Source organism: Roseomonas sp. SRI_022, assembly GCF_057586215.1.
Genome location: NZ_JBYCZL010000019.1, coordinates 18,594 through 31,744, shown reverse-complemented (window position 1 = coordinate 31,744; position 13,151 = coordinate 18,594). Strand labels below are relative to the sequence as shown.

At 69.7% G+C, this 13,151-nt stretch carries 10 protein-coding genes; 3 read left to right on the top strand and 7 right to left on the bottom strand.

From position 1 onward, the window contains the following. Positions 1-53: 53 nt before the first annotated feature. Positions 54-713 (top strand): TetR/AcrR family transcriptional regulator, encoded by a 660-nt coding sequence (locus AC2YHJ_RS18365; protein WP_487397543.1) that lies wholly within the window; start codon positions 54-56, stop codon positions 711-713. 2 nt (positions 714-715) lie between these two features. On the opposite strand, the gene AC2YHJ_RS18360 is transcribed toward AC2YHJ_RS18365, so the two are convergent. Next, entirely contained in the window at positions 716-1,588 is an 873-nt protein-coding gene (locus AC2YHJ_RS18360; protein ID WP_487397542.1) for a shikimate dehydrogenase, read from the bottom strand. Positions 1,589-1,758: 170 nt separating this feature from the next. Between AC2YHJ_RS18360 and AC2YHJ_RS18355 the strand changes: the two genes are divergently transcribed. Together AC2YHJ_RS18355 and AC2YHJ_RS18350 are read left to right on the top strand one after the other, a co-directional pair. After that, the gene (locus AC2YHJ_RS18355; protein WP_487397541.1) at positions 1,759-3,624 is read left to right on the top strand and encodes a bifunctional sugar phosphate isomerase/epimerase/4-hydroxyphenylpyruvate dioxygenase family protein; all 1,866 of its coding nucleotides are present in this window, start codon (positions 1,759-1,761) and stop codon (positions 3,622-3,624) included. A 162-nt stretch (positions 3,625-3,786) separates the two neighbouring features. Then, the gene (locus tag AC2YHJ_RS18350) at positions 3,787-3,921 is read left to right on the top strand and encodes a hypothetical protein (RefSeq protein ID WP_487397540.1); all 135 of its coding nucleotides are present in this window, start codon (positions 3,787-3,789) and stop codon (positions 3,919-3,921) included. A gap of 23 nt (positions 3,922-3,944) precedes the next feature. Here AC2YHJ_RS18350 and AC2YHJ_RS18345 read toward each other — a convergent pair whose 3' ends face one another. The 6 genes from AC2YHJ_RS18345 to AC2YHJ_RS18320 all read right to left on the bottom strand — a co-directional run bounded on the left by AC2YHJ_RS18345 (position 3,945) and on the right by AC2YHJ_RS18320 (position 13,021). Then, entirely contained in the window at positions 3,945-4,583 is a 639-nt protein-coding gene (locus AC2YHJ_RS18345; protein WP_487397539.1) for a TetR/AcrR family transcriptional regulator, read from the bottom strand. Then, positions 4,580-6,064 (bottom strand): efflux transporter outer membrane subunit, encoded by a 1,485-nt coding sequence (locus AC2YHJ_RS18340; RefSeq protein ID WP_487397538.1) that lies wholly within the window; start codon positions 6,062-6,064, stop codon positions 4,580-4,582. Before AC2YHJ_RS18340 ends, AC2YHJ_RS18345 begins: the two co-directional genes overlap by 4 nt. 2 nt (positions 6,065-6,066) lie before the next feature. Beyond that, positions 6,067-9,222 carry an efflux RND transporter permease subunit gene (locus AC2YHJ_RS18335; RefSeq protein WP_487397537.1) on the bottom strand — a complete coding sequence of 1,052 codons (3,156 nt, stop codon included), beginning with the start codon at positions 9,220-9,222 and terminating at the stop codon, positions 6,067-6,069. A 12-nt stretch (positions 9,223-9,234) separates the two neighbouring features. Then, entirely contained in the window at positions 9,235-10,443 is a 1,209-nt protein-coding gene (locus AC2YHJ_RS18330) for an efflux RND transporter periplasmic adaptor subunit (protein WP_487397536.1), read from the bottom strand. A 203-nt stretch (positions 10,444-10,646) separates the two neighbouring features. Beyond that, positions 10,647-12,128: a phospholipase D-like domain-containing protein gene (locus tag AC2YHJ_RS18325; protein ID WP_487397535.1), complete on the bottom strand. Its 1,482-nt coding sequence runs from the start codon at positions 12,126-12,128 to the stop codon at positions 10,647-10,649. Positions 12,129-12,148: 20 nt separating this feature from the next. After that, positions 12,149-13,021 carry an endonuclease/exonuclease/phosphatase family protein gene (locus AC2YHJ_RS18320; RefSeq protein WP_487397534.1) on the bottom strand — a complete coding sequence of 291 codons (873 nt, stop codon included), beginning with the start codon at positions 13,019-13,021 and terminating at the stop codon, positions 12,149-12,151. Between the last annotated feature and the right edge of the window lie 130 nt (positions 13,022-13,151).

Below are 13,151 nucleotides of genomic sequence, written 5' to 3'. Positions count from 1 at the left end.
CGCGCGGGCCATGGCAGACTGCGCCGGGACCGATCAGAAAGCCGCGCCCTGCCATGGCCGACAGCGAGACCCCAACCAAAGGCGCACGCGTCCGGCGGCAGCGCCGCACACCGGAGGAGACACGGCGCGAGGTGCTGGACGCCGCCATCGCTGAATTCAGCGAGAAGGGCTTCTCCGGCGGCCGTGTGGACGACATCGCGGCGCGGATGCGCACGACCAAGCGCATGATCTACTATTACTTTGGGAGCAAGGAACAGCTCTACGCCGCCGTGCTGGAACATATGTATGGCAGCATGCGGGATGCCGAGCGGGCCCTGTACCTCGATACCCTGCCGGCTGCCGAGGCGCTACGCCGCCTGGTGGAGGTCACTTTCGACCACCATGCGCAGCACCCCGAATTCGTCCGTCTGGTCAGTGTCGAGAACATCCATGAGGCTCGCATCGTCGCTGCCTCGCCCACCATCCCCGCACGCAACGCAGCGATCATCGGTACGCTGCGCAGGCTGATCGCGCGTGGGGAGGGGGAGGGCGCGTTCCGGCCGGGCCTGGATGCGCTCGACCTGCATATGCTCATCAGTTCCTACTGCTTCTACCGTGTCTCCAACCGGCACACGCTGCGGGCCATCTATGGGCGGGACCTCGATGCACCGGAGGCCGTCGCGGCGCAGCGTCGGATGATCGTGGATGCCGTGCTGCGCTATGTGCAACCTTAGGGTCAGGGCTCAGCGGCCGACATCTCCGTGAAGTGCCGCAGCATTCGCTCGGCGTCCGGCTCGATCCCGGTGAACAGGCGGAAGGCGCCGACGGCTTGGAACACCGCCATGCCACCGCCATCGAGCGTGCGGCAGCCGAGGGCGCGCGCCGCGCGCAGCAATTCGGTCTCAAGTGGGAAATAGACGATCTCGGCGACCCACAGGGCGGCCCGCAGCAGCGCCGCCGGCAGCGGCATACCCGGGAACTTCGCCATGCCGACCGGCGTGCAGTTCACCAGCCCGTCGGCATCGGCGAGCGCCCCGACCAGGTCGGCGCAGGCGATCGCGCGTCCGGCACCGAAGCGAGCGCATAGGCCCTGCGCCAGCGCGGCGGCGCGCGGCGCGTCGCTGTCCATCACGGTCAAACGACTGACGCCCTCGGACAGCAGCGCATGCGCCACCGCGGCACCCGCGCCGCCGGCGCCGAGTTGCACGACCCGCGCGAGCACCGCATCGGGCAGGCCACGACGGAAGCCCTCCGCGAAGCCCGAGCAATCGGTGTTGTGACCGATGCGCCGGCCGTCGCGCAGCACCACCGTGTTCACCGCGCCCAGCGCCCGCGCATCGTCCGACAAGGCATGCAGCAGCGGGATCACGGCCTGCTTGCAGGGATAGGTGATGTTGACGCCTGCAAAGCCCATGCGCTCGGCCGCGGTCAGCAATTCGTCGAGTGCCTCTGGTCCCAGGCGCAGCAATTCGAGGTCGATCAGCCGGTAGATCAGCCTGAGACCCTGTCGCGCGCCTTCGCGTTCATGGAGCGCCGGCGAACGGGAGGCCTGGATCCCTGCCCCGATCAGCCCAACCAGAACCGGCGGCAGGCGGTCGGAACTGGTCATGGTGGATCTCCCAAGGGGTGGTAGGTCTTGCTTGCGGCGTTATGTACTGATTGGTACATACAAGCGCAACGTGCCGGCGCGTCGCGACGCCGGTTCAAGGACGAGTGGCACCGCCACGGGCCATCGTCTTCGACGTTCGGGCGTGTCGATGCCGGATCGGAGGATGTGTGATGCCGCAGCGCAGCCTGCCCAAATCCATAGCCACCGTTTGCCTGTCCGGAACCCTGCCGGACAAGCTCGAAGCCGCAGCGGCCGCCGGCTTCGACGGCGTCGAGATCTTCGAGAACGACCTGCTCACCTTCGATGGCACACCGGCCGATGTGCGGCGCATGTGCGAGGATCTCGATCTCGCCATCACGATCTTCCAGCCCTTCCGCGATTTTGAGGGGATGCCCGAGCCGCAGCGCAGCCGCAACCTCGACCGGGCGGAGCGCAAGTTCGACACCATGCAGGCGCTGGGCACCGAATTGATCCTGGTCTGCTCCAGCGTACATGCCGCAGCACTTGCGGAACCGGCGCGCGCAGCCGAGGACCTGCGCGCCATGGCCGAACGCGCCGCGGCGCGCGGTCTGCGCGTCTGCTATGAGGCGCTGGCCTGGGGCCGGCACGTCAGCCGATGGCGGCAGGCCTGGGACATCGTGCGGCAGGCCGACCATGCGGCACTCGGCCTGTGCCTCGACAGTTTCCATACCCTCTCGCTCGGCGACGATCTTGGCGGGCTTGCGGGGACGGTGCCGGCGGAGAAGCTGTTCTTTGTCCAGCTCGCCGATGCGCCGAAGCTGTCGATGGATGTGCTGTCCTGGAGCCGCCACCACCGGCTGTACCCTGGTCAGGGTGAACTGCCCGTCGCGGATTTCCTGAAGGACCTGCTCGCCACCGGCTATGCCGGGCCGCTGTCGCTCGAGGTCTTCAACGACGAGTTCCGCGCCGCGCCATCGCGCCGCATCGCGCGAGACGGCCAGCGCAGCCTGGTCCTGCTGGAAGATGAGGTGGGCCTCGCGCCGCTGCCGGCACTGCCGAGGCTCTCCGGCATCGAGTTCGTGGAGTTCGCCGTCGATCACGCGGCGCGAGAGGAACTCGGGCGCTTCGTCGGCGCGCTTGGTTTCCGGCGCGCGGGGCTGCACCGCTCGAAGGATGTCGAGCTGTGGCGCAATGGTGGAGCGAACCTCATCTTCAACGCGGAACCGGACAGCGCGGCGAGCGAGCGCTTCGAGCAGCTTGGCCCCTGCGTCTGCGCCATGGCGGTCCGGGTGGACGACCCGGCCCGGCTCGTCGCACGCGCCGAAAAGCTATCCTACGCGGTCTGGCGCGAGCGCATCGGCGCCGGCGAACGGCGCATCCCGGCCGTGCGCGCCCCGGACGGCACGCTCCTGTACCTGGTCGAGGACCCGTCCGCGGAGGGCCGCCGCTTCTGGGAGGACGACTTCCACCTTGAAGCCGCCCACGATGGCGGCGAATTGCGCGGCGTGGACCACGCCGCTCAGGCGATGACGCCGGACATGATGGACAGCTTCGTCCTGTTCTACCGCGCATTGCTGGGTCTGGTGCCGGATACGCCCTGGGAGTTGCCCGACCCCTACGGGCTGGTGAGTTCGCGTGCCTTCGTCACCGGCGACGGCAGCGTGCGGCTGCCGCTGAATGTCTCGGAAAGCCGGCGGACCGGAACGGGCCGCTTCGTCTCGGCCCATGCAGGGGCCGGCGTCCACCATGTCGCCTTCATCGCGGCGGACGCCGCCGCGGCCGTCGATGCCGCTGCATCACATGAAGCGCCTCTGCTCGACATCCCCGAGAACTACTACGAGGACCTCGCCGCCCGCTTCGACCTCGACGACGCGACGATCGCGGCGCTCGCCAGGCGCCACTTGCTCTACGATCGGGATGCTGCCGGCGGCACCTTCCTGCATGCCTACACCCATGCCTTCCGCGACCGCTTCTTCCTGGAGATCGTCGCGCGCGCCGGCGGCTATGCAGGTTTCGGGGCGGCCAATGCGCCGGTCCGCATGGCGGCGCAGAGGCGCCTCGGGCCGAAAGGGTGAGGGCCGCTGATTGGCATTGCAGTCGCTAACCAGGAAAGCTTATCGTCAACCGTGACGCTCTACCGGTGGTTATCCAGATGAGCGCGGGGGGTTCCGATGAACAAGCCCATCGACGTCGTCCTTGCTGACGACAGACTTCTCTCGGAGCATACAGACTTGGACATGCGGCAGCCCTGGCTCCGCGCGGCGATCGCGGCGCTGGACGAGATAATGGCCGCCGCGCATGAGGCCGGGGATTGGCGGGCGCTGCGGGTGCTGCACTCGGTCACGGCCCTGCTGACCGCCAGCCGTCACTAGAACCGATCGCACGCAGCGCCGGCTCAAGACCCTTCGGGGATGAGGGCGCCTTGCAGGAAGACCGCGACGGCGTCGGCGACCAGCCGCGCCACCTCCGTCCGCGCCGGCGCTTCCTTGAGGCCGAGCAGGTGGAACACGTGCGCCGTGCCGATTGCCATGCCGAACAATGCGTGCGCCGCCGCGCGGGCATCCGTCATGCGCAGCCGGCCCTGAGCAATTTCGACCGCCAGACGCCGTTCGAGCGAACCTGCGCCGCGACCGGGGCCCGCCCGATGAAAGGCCTCGGCGAGTTCCGGGGACCGCTTCACCTCGGCGATGACAAGGCGGAAGACCGCGACCTGGCGCGGTTCGAACAGGTGCCGGCTCAGCGCTTCCAGCATGCCCCGCAGCGCGGTCGCCAGGTCCGGATGGTGTTCCAGCGCCATGTCCACGCCGAAGGGCGCGAGGCAATCCTCCATCACCGCTTCGAACAGCGCGGCCTTGGAGGGGTAGTGCTGATACAGGGTGCGCTTCGACATCCCCGCGCCGCGCGCCACCTCATCCATATGCGCCGCGGCATAGCCGTCGCGCAGGAAGACCTCGGCGGCCGATTCGCGCAGCAGGCGGCAGCGGTCCTCATCGGACAGGCGCCGCCGTGCGATCGGCTCCGCCGCCACGCTCATGACCGTCCGGCTTGTCCCTGCGCCATGGTGCCGCTCCTCTCCTGCCAGCCGCCGCCGAGGGCACGATACAGCGACACGCGGTTTTGCAACCGCAGCAATTCAAGCCCGATCAGCTCCTGCTGCGCGGTGAAGAGCTGGCGCTGGGAATCGAGCGGTGCCTGGTAGTTGTCGAGCCCGCTGCGGAAACGCAGCAAGGCGAGGCGGTAGGCGGCCTCATAGGACGCGACGAGGGCGCGCTGCGCGGCGATCTGCCGGTCATAGGTGCCGCGGCCGGCCAGCGCGTCCGCGACCTCCCGGAAGGCGGTCTGCACCGTGCGCTCATAGGTCGCGACCTGGATGTCCGTGCGGATGCGCGCGGCATCCAGGCTGCCTTCGAGCGCCCCGCCGGTGAAGATCGGCAGGTTGATCTGCGGCGCGAAGGACCAGATGCCGCTGCCCGCGCCGAACAGCGCCGACAACGCGGCACTGCCGGTGCCCGCGCCGGCTGTCAGGGTGATCGAGGGGAAGAAGGCGGCCCGCGCGGCGCCGACCTCCGCATTGGCGGCGGTCAGGTTGCGCTCCGCCGCCAGCACGTCCGGCCGGCGCAGCAGGATCTCGGAACGGACGCCGGGCGAGACCTCCGCCACGGCCGGATTGCGGGCCGACAGCGACGCCGGCAGCAGGTCCGCTGGCACCGGCTGGCCGAGCAGCAGCGCCAGCGCGTTCACATCCTGCGCCTTGGCGCGGGTGTAGCGTTCCAGGGTGGCCCGCGCCGTCTCCACCGAGGTCTGCGCCTGGCGCAGCGCGAGTTCAGTCGCCGTGCCGCCTTCATAGGCCGCGCGGGTGATGCCGTAGGCTTCCTGCTGGTTGGCCAGCGTGCGCTGCGTCAGCTCGATCAGTTCCTGGTCGGCGGCGATGGCGAGCCAGCCGCTGGCGACCTGCGCCACCAGGCTAATCTGCGCGCTGCGCCGCGTCTCGGTATAGCCAAGGTAGCGTTCGAAGGCGGCGGTGCTGAGGCTGCGCGTCCGGCCGAACAGGTCGATCTCATAGGCGCTGAGGCCGACGCCCGCATTGTAGACGCGCCGTGTCACCCCCGCCGTGCTGTCCACCGGCGCGGCGGAGGAGGCAAGGCCGAGCGGTGTGCGGCTGGCATCGAGGCTTGCGGAGGCGCCGAGTTGCGGGAACAGGTCGGCCCGCTGCACCCGGAATTGCGCCTCGGCCTCCGAGGCATTCAGCACGGCGATGCGCAGGTCGCGGTTGTTGGCGAGCGCTGTTTCGATCGCACGCTGCAGCCGCGCATCGGTGAAGGCGTCCCGCCAGCTGATGGCGTCGGCGGCGAGCACCGGATCCGCCGGCGCGGGTGCTGCTGCGGCGGTGCGGCGGTAGGCCGGTCCTTCCGGCCAGCCGGCGGTGACCGCGGCGTCGGTCGCCGGTCGGTCGGGAATCAGGCTGCAACCCGCAGTGAGCAGCACCGCGAGGGAAAGGGCGGGAAGGCGGGACATGGTCACTCTCCGGCCGCCGGAACTGCGGCGGGGGGATTTGATTCGGTCTTCGTCTCGGACTTCCGCCGTGTGCGGAACAGCCGCAGCACGACGAGGAAGAAGACCGGCACGAAGATGATGGCGAGCAGCGTGCCGGCGGCGACGCCACCCAGCACGCCGATGCCGATGGCGTTCTGCCCGCCGGCGCCCGCGCCGGTGGAAATCGCCAGCGGCACCACGCCAAGCCCGAAGGCGAGGGAGGTCATGATGATCGGGCGCAGCCGCTGGCGCGCGGCATCCACCGCCGCTTCCAGCAGGCCCATGCCGCGGTCGAAATTCTCCTTGGCGAATTCGACGATCAGAATGGCGTTCTTGGCCGACAGGCCGATGGTGGTCAGCAGCCCGACCTGGAAATAGACGTCGTTCGACAGCCCGCGCGCGAGCGAGGCCGCGACCGCGCCCAGCACGCCGAGCGGAACCACCATCATCACCGCGGCCGGGATCGACCAGCTTTCGTACAGCGCGGCGAGGCAGAGGAAGACCACCAGCAGCGACAGCGCATAGAGCGCCGGCGCCTGGCCGGAGGATTGCCGCTCCTCATAGGACAGGCCCGACCAGGCATGGGCGAAGCCGGGCGGCAACTGCGCCATCAGCCGTTCCATCTCGGCCATCGCCTCGCCCGTGGTATGGCCCGGTGCCGGGGCGCCCGCGATCTCACGCGACGCGACGCCGTTGAAGCGTTCCAGCCGCGGCGAGCCATGGACCCATTCGGTGTGCCCGAAGGCGGAGAACGGCACCATCTGGCCGGAGGCATTGCGCACGAACCAGCGGTCGAGGTCGCCCGGCAGCATGCGCGCGGCGGCTTCGCCCTGGAGATAGACGCGCTTCACCCGACCACGATCCATGAAGTCGTTGACGTAGGTCGAGCCCCAGGCGGTGGACAGCGTGGTGTTGATATCCCAGACCGAGAGGCCGAGCGCGCTCGCGCGTTCCCAGTCGATGACCAGGCGGAACTGCGCTTCGTCATTCAGTCCGTTCGGGCGCACGGCGGCGAGCACAGGGCTTTGCGCGGCCAGGCCGAGCAACTGGTTGCGTGCGGCCATCAGCGCGTCGTGGCCAAGCCCGCCTTCGTCGAGCAACTGGAAGGTGAAGCCCGTGGCGTTGCCGAGCTCGGTGATCGCCGGCGGGGCGAAGCCGAAGATCATCGCGTCGCGATAGGTGCCGAAGCGGCGCATGATCCGCCCCGTCAACGCCTGCACGCTGTTGGCGGCACCCGGCCGGTCGGACCAGTCGCGCAGCTTGACGAAGGCCATGCCGGAATTCTGGCCGCGCCCGCTGAAGTTGAAGCCGTTGATGGCGAAGACCGAGGCGACGACGCCGCGCTCATCCTCCAGCAGGTAGCGCGTCACTTCGTCCAGCGCGCGCTGGGTGCGGTCGGCGGTCGCACCGGGGGGGGCGACGATCTGCACGAAGGCGATGCCCTGGTCCTCATCCGGCAGGAAGCCGCCGGGCAGGCGCAGGAACGCGACGCCCAGCCCCGCCAGCAGCGCGGCATAGATCACCAGCATGCGGAAGGGCCGCCGCAGGCTGGCGCCGACGCCGCGGGTATAGCCGCGATTGGCGCGGTCGAAGCCGCGGTTGAACCAGCCGAAGAAGCCGCGCTTGCCCTGGCCCGGCTTGTGCGGGCGCAGCAGCGTGGCGCAGAGCGCAGGGGTGAAGAAGATCGCCGTCAGCACCGACAGGCCCATCGCGGTCGCGATGGTGATGGAGAACTGGCGGTAGATCACGCCGGTCGAACCGCCGAAGAAGGCCATCGGCAGGAAGACGGCGGACAGCACCATGCCGATGCCGACCAGCGCCCCGGTGATCTGGTCCATCGACTTGCGCGTCGCCTCGATGGGCGACAGGTGTTCCTCTGCCATCAAGCGCTCGACATTCTCGACCACGACGATGGCGTCGTCGACCAGCAGGCCGATCGCCAGCACCATGCCGAACATGGTCAGCGTGTTGATGGTGAAGCCCGCGGCCTGCAGCACCGCGAAGGTGCCCAGCAGCACGACCGGCACGGCGATGGTCGGGATCAGCGTCGCCCGGAAGTTCTGCAGGAACAGGAACATCACCAGGAAGACGAGGCCGATCGCCTCGATCAGCGTGTGCACCACGCTTTCGATGGACAGCACGACGAAGGGCGTCGTGTCGTAGGGGTACACCACCTCCAGCCCCTGCGGCAGCAGCGGGCGCAGCCGGTCGATGGTGGCGCGCACGGCCGCCGCGGTGTCGAGCGCATTGGCACCGCTCGCCAGCTTCACGCCGATGCCGGCGGCGGACTGGCCGTTGAAGCGCGCTTCGGTGGCGTAGCTCTCGCTGCCGATCTCGATCTGCGCGACGTCGCGCAGCCGCACCTGCGACCCGTCGGTGCGCACGCGCAGCAGGATCGATCCGAATTCCTCGGGTGAGCGCAGATAGGACGGGCCGATGACGGTGGCGTTGAGCTGCTGGCCCTGCACGGAGGGCAGGGCACCCATCTCACCGCTCGCGACCTGCACGTTCTGGGCGCGGATGGCGGTCGCCACATCGCCTGGGGTCAGGCCGAAATTCAGCAGCCTCGCCGGGTCGAGCCAGATGCGCATCGCATATTGCGACCCGAAGACCTGGTAGTCGCCGACGCCCGGCGTGCGGCTCAGCGGGTCCTGCACATTGGTGGTGAGGAAATCCGCGATATCGGCATTCGTCATCCGCCCGTCAGTCGAAACGAAGCCCACCACCACCAGGAAGTTGCTGGTGGACTTGGCGACCCGGATGCCCTGCTGCTGCACCGTCTGCGGCAGGCGCGGCACGGCGAGCTGCACCTTGTTCTGCACCTGCACCTGCGCCGTGTCGGGATTGGTCCCCTGGCGGAAGGTCAGGGTGATGGTCGCGCTGCCATCCTTCGACGCGTTGGAGGAGAAGTAGAGCAGGTTGTCGATGCCGCTGAGCTGCTGCTCGATCACCTGCACGACGGTGGATTGCACCGTCTCGGCCGAGGCGCCGGGATAGGTGAGCGAGATCGAGATGGCGGGCGGTGCGATGGAGGGATACTGCGCGACCGGCAGGCTGCGCAGCGACAAAGCGCCGGCCAGCATGATGGCGATGGCAAGCACCCAGGCGAAGACCGGGCGGTCGATGAAGAAGCGGGCCATGATGAAAGTGCCTCAGTTCGCGGCCGCGACCTGGCCGGGCCGGGCAGGGGCCTCGGAGGCTTCGACCCGGGCACCGGGGCGGATGCGAAGCACGCCCTCGGTCACCACGCGATCGCCGGCGGCGAGGCCTTCCGTCACCAGCCAGTCGGTGCCGATCGCTCGGCTGGTTTTGAGGATGCGCTGTTCCACCACGCCCTGGGCGTTCACCACATAGGCCATGGGCTCGCCGCGCGGGGTGCGCATCACCGCCTGTTGCGGCACCAGCAGCGCCTGGTCGATGGTGCCTTCCTCGACGCGGGCGCGCACGAACATGCCTGGCATCAGCAGCCCGTCGGGATTCGGGAAGACGGCGCGCAGCGTCACCGACCCGGTGCCCTGGTCGACGATCACCTCGGAGAACTGGACCTCCCCCCGCCGGGCGTATTCCGAGCCGTCCTCGAGGATCAGCACCGCCGATGCGCGGTCGGCGGCGTCGCGGCGCAGCACGCCATCCGCGACGTCGCGGCGTTGGCGCAGCAGCGCGGCACTCGGCTGCGTCATGTCCACATGGATCGGGTCGAGCTGGGTGACGGTGACGAGGGGGGAAGACTGGCTCGCCGTGACCAGCGCGCCCACCGTCACCGAGGACCGCCCGGTGCGCCCGGCGATCGGCGAATTCACCACGGTGTAGCCAAGGTTGATGCGCGCCGTGTCCACCGCGGCCTGGGCCGAGGCGACATCCGCCTGCGCCTGGCGCAACGCCGCTTCCGCGAGGTCGAGATCCTGCTGGCTCACGGCGCGCGCGCGCACCAGCGGGCGGTAGCGGTTGACGGTGAGTTCAGCCGAGTTCGCGGACGCTGCGGCACGGGCGAGCGACGCCTCCGCGGTCTCAAGGGCGGCCTGGAAGGGGGCGGGGTCGATGCGGAACAGCGGCTCGCCGGCCGCCGCTTCCTCGCCTTCGGTGAACAGCCGTTCCCGCAGCACGCCGCCGACCTGGGGGCGGACCTCGGCCACCCGGAAGGCGGTGGTGCGGCCGGGCAGCACGGTGGTGACCGGCGCGGGCTGGTGGCGCAGCGTCACAACCGTGACCTGGGCGGGAGGCGGCGGGGCGGGCGCGGCATTGGCGGCGCCGCCTGATTTGCCGTCGCACGCGGTGAGGGAAAGTAGTGTCAGCGCGGCGGCAGCGCCGATCCCGACCCTGCGGTGGATGGCGGAGTGCTGGCGCGAGGAGAGGAGCGGCATTGGGGATCCCATGCGGAAACCGGCTAGTTTTCTAAATGGAAACTGACGAGTTTCTTGCTGGCGGTCAAGTTGCCCGTTGCAACGCAACATGACGTTCCGGATGTTTATCCATGGCGGATTTCCGGCCTGCTACGCGGACTGCCTGCGCGCGAAAGGTATGTCACTGCTGCAACGGTGAAGGCGGGAGCGCGGTGGAGTCCGTGTCAGAGCTGTTCTTCGACCGGCAGCCGCTGAACCAACCAGGCCACGGCGCGCCGCCACAGGGATGCCGAAGGTTCCTGCCGCAGAATCCCTGCGCTGTCGCGCCAGCCCAGGGCGCCACGGTCCCAGACCATTCGCCAGCTCAGCGCGGGATCGGCGAGCCGCGCATGCTCATCGGCCACCGCCTGCGCCACCGCCGGATGCCGCACATGGGCGCCCATCTCGGTGTTCAGCGCCGCCGATCGCGGATCGAGGTTGAAGGAACCGACGAAGGCCTGCGATCCGTCCACGACGAACGCCTTGGTATGCAGCGCGGCACCGCGCGAACCGATCAGGCTGGCATGCTCGCCGGTGGAGCGCGGCTTCAGTTCAAACAACTCGACCCCGGCTTCCAGCAGTGGCCGGCGATACTTCGCGTAGCCGCCATGCACCGCCACGACATCCGTCGCCGCCAGCGAATTGGTGACCACCGAGACGCGCACGTCGCGCGAGCGGACCTCCCGCAGCAGGGCTAGCCCGGCCTTGCCGGGCACGAAGTAGGGCGAGATCAGAAGCACCTCGCGCCGGGCGAGCCGCAGCGCATCGGCGATCTCCGCCGCGATGCCGCCGGCCGCCCGTGCCCGCTTGCGGGCGCCGAGGCCACGCCGTGCCTTCTCCGGCGGATCCGCGACCACCTTGACCGAACCGCGCCCGACCGGGGTCAGCGCCAGGCCAAGCCGCGGCTGTGCCGGTCCGGCCAGCATCGCCAGCAGGTCCTGGGCCTCAGGTTGCGCCGCGGTGCGTTCCAACGCCTGCCGCAGTGCCGGCAGCCCACCCTTCGCCCCGGTCGTCGCGGCAACCTGGTCGGCGGGCCGCGCCAGGGGGCTGGTCCAGTAGCGGTTGAATACCAGAAGCGCCTGGGCGGCCGCCGGGCCGGCGATCAGCAGGTCGAGGTCGCGGAAACTGATGCTGCCCTTTGGCCCCACGCCGAAATACTCGTCGCCGAGATTGCGGCCGCCCACCACGGCCAGGGCGCCATCGGCGATCCAGGCCTTGTTGTGCATCCGGCGGTTCAGGTGCCAGTTGCCGAACAGCAATTCCAACGGCAGGCCGAGACGGCCGAGGACGCGCCAGCGTCCGCCATTGAACAGCCGCACCTCGATGCGCGGATGCGCGCCGAGCGCGGCGAGGAGGCGTTCGCGCCCGGGCGCATAAACGCCGTCCAGTAGCAGCCGCACCTTCACGCCGCGATCGGCCGCGCGCAGTGCCTCCGCGGCCAGCAACTGTCCGGTCAGGTCGGCGCGCCAGATGTAGTATTGCAGGTCCAGGCTGCGCTCGGCGTCGCGTGCGCTGCCGGCCCGCACGGTAAAGGCCGCCGCGGGATCCGATATGGCGGCGATGCCGGCGTCGCCGTCCCAACCCGTGCAATCCCTGGCCAGCGAGGCCCGGACGCGGCGTTCCAACCGCGTGAAGGCTTGGTCCGTCGGGGCTTCGGCGAGGTGCATCTGGTGCCCGCCTGCCGCTTCTAAGCGGCGCGCTGCATCCCTTGCGCGGCCTCGCCCAACCGGACCAAGGCGGTCAGCGGAAGATGGTCCGAGGCAATGCGCGCGCGCGGGCTTTCATGGACGGCGACATCCGTCACCAGCCCCTGCGGCCAGCCCAGGATGCGATCCAGCGCCAGCATGGGCAGCCTGGCCGGGAAACTGGCTGGCGCCACATCCGGCACCGTGAAGACCGGCTCCAGCGCGCGCAGGGATGACCGGGCGCCGGGTTGCCACTCGTTCAGGTCGCCAAGCAGCAGGGTCGGCATCACCTTGCCCTCAGTCAGGGCGTCGAGGATCGTCGCCGCCTGGCGCTTCCTGTGCCGCCGCAGCAGGCCGAGATGCGCCGCGACCACGCGCAGCGGACCCGACGGCAGGTCGAGTTCCGCAACGACGGCGCCGCGCGGTTCGGCGCCCGGCAGGTGCAGTCGCCGGAAGCGGGCGGGTGTGCCGGGCCGCACCAGCAGCGCGTTGCCGTGCCAGCCATGGCCATCCGGATCAGCGGAGACGCGCAGCGGTACGAGGCCGGAAGCATGCTCCACCGCGGCAAGGTCCAGCAGCCCGGTGCGGCGGCCGAATCGCTTGTCCACTTCCTGCAGGGCGACGATGTCCGCGCCGAACTCGCCGATCACAGCCGCCGACCGGGCGGGATCGAAACGGCCATCCACGCCGACGCATTTGTGCATGTTCCAAGACGCGACGCGCAGGTCGTTGCTGCCGCGCGGCGTGGCGGCGACCGGGGCGGGCGGGGCAACTGGTGAGCGCCGTTCAGCCATCAGGTCACGAACGCGCCGGGTCAGGTGGGATATCCGCGGCGTGTAGGAGGACGGCGCGCGGCGCGACGGGATCAGGGGCATCGATGGCTTTCGGCGATCCGGACGAGGTCTCTGCGTAACCACACATTCGAACGAAAGTTGCGGCATCCAAGCGCCGGCCCGGGTATCGCCCTGGCCACCAGGCACCCGCGCCGGATGGACATGCGGTCGG

What these genes read in the sequence shown, in the direction of transcription:
- AC2YHJ_RS18365 (WP_487397543.1), top strand. Translation starts at nt 54, where the DNA reads ATGGCCGACAGCGAGACCCCAACCAAAGGCGCACGCGTCCGGCGGCAG.
- AC2YHJ_RS18360 (WP_487397542.1), bottom strand. Translation starts at nt 1,588, where the DNA reads ATGACCAGTTCCGACCGCCTGCCGCCGGTTCTGGTTGGGCTGATCGGG.
- AC2YHJ_RS18355 (WP_487397541.1), top strand. Translation starts at nt 1,759, where the DNA reads ATGCCGCAGCGCAGCCTGCCCAAATCCATAGCCACCGTTTGCCTGTCC.
- AC2YHJ_RS18350 (WP_487397540.1), top strand. Translation starts at nt 3,787, where the DNA reads ATGCGGCAGCCCTGGCTCCGCGCGGCGATCGCGGCGCTGGACGAGATA.
- AC2YHJ_RS18345 (WP_487397539.1), bottom strand. Translation starts at nt 4,583, where the DNA reads ATGAGCGTGGCGGCGGAGCCGATCGCACGGCGGCGCCTGTCCGATGAG.
- AC2YHJ_RS18340 (WP_487397538.1), bottom strand. Translation starts at nt 6,064, where the DNA reads ATGTCCCGCCTTCCCGCCCTTTCCCTCGCGGTGCTGCTCACTGCGGGT.
- AC2YHJ_RS18335 (WP_487397537.1), bottom strand. Translation starts at nt 9,222, where the DNA reads ATGGCCCGCTTCTTCATCGACCGCCCGGTCTTCGCCTGGGTGCTTGCC.
- AC2YHJ_RS18330 (WP_487397536.1), bottom strand. Translation starts at nt 10,443, where the DNA reads ATGCCGCTCCTCTCCTCGCGCCAGCACTCCGCCATCCACCGCAGGGTC.
- AC2YHJ_RS18325 (WP_487397535.1), bottom strand. Translation starts at nt 12,128, where the DNA reads ATGCACCTCGCCGAAGCCCCGACGGACCAAGCCTTCACGCGGTTGGAA.
- AC2YHJ_RS18320 (WP_487397534.1), bottom strand. Translation starts at nt 13,021, where the DNA reads ATGCCCCTGATCCCGTCGCGCCGCGCGCCGTCCTCCTACACGCCGCGG.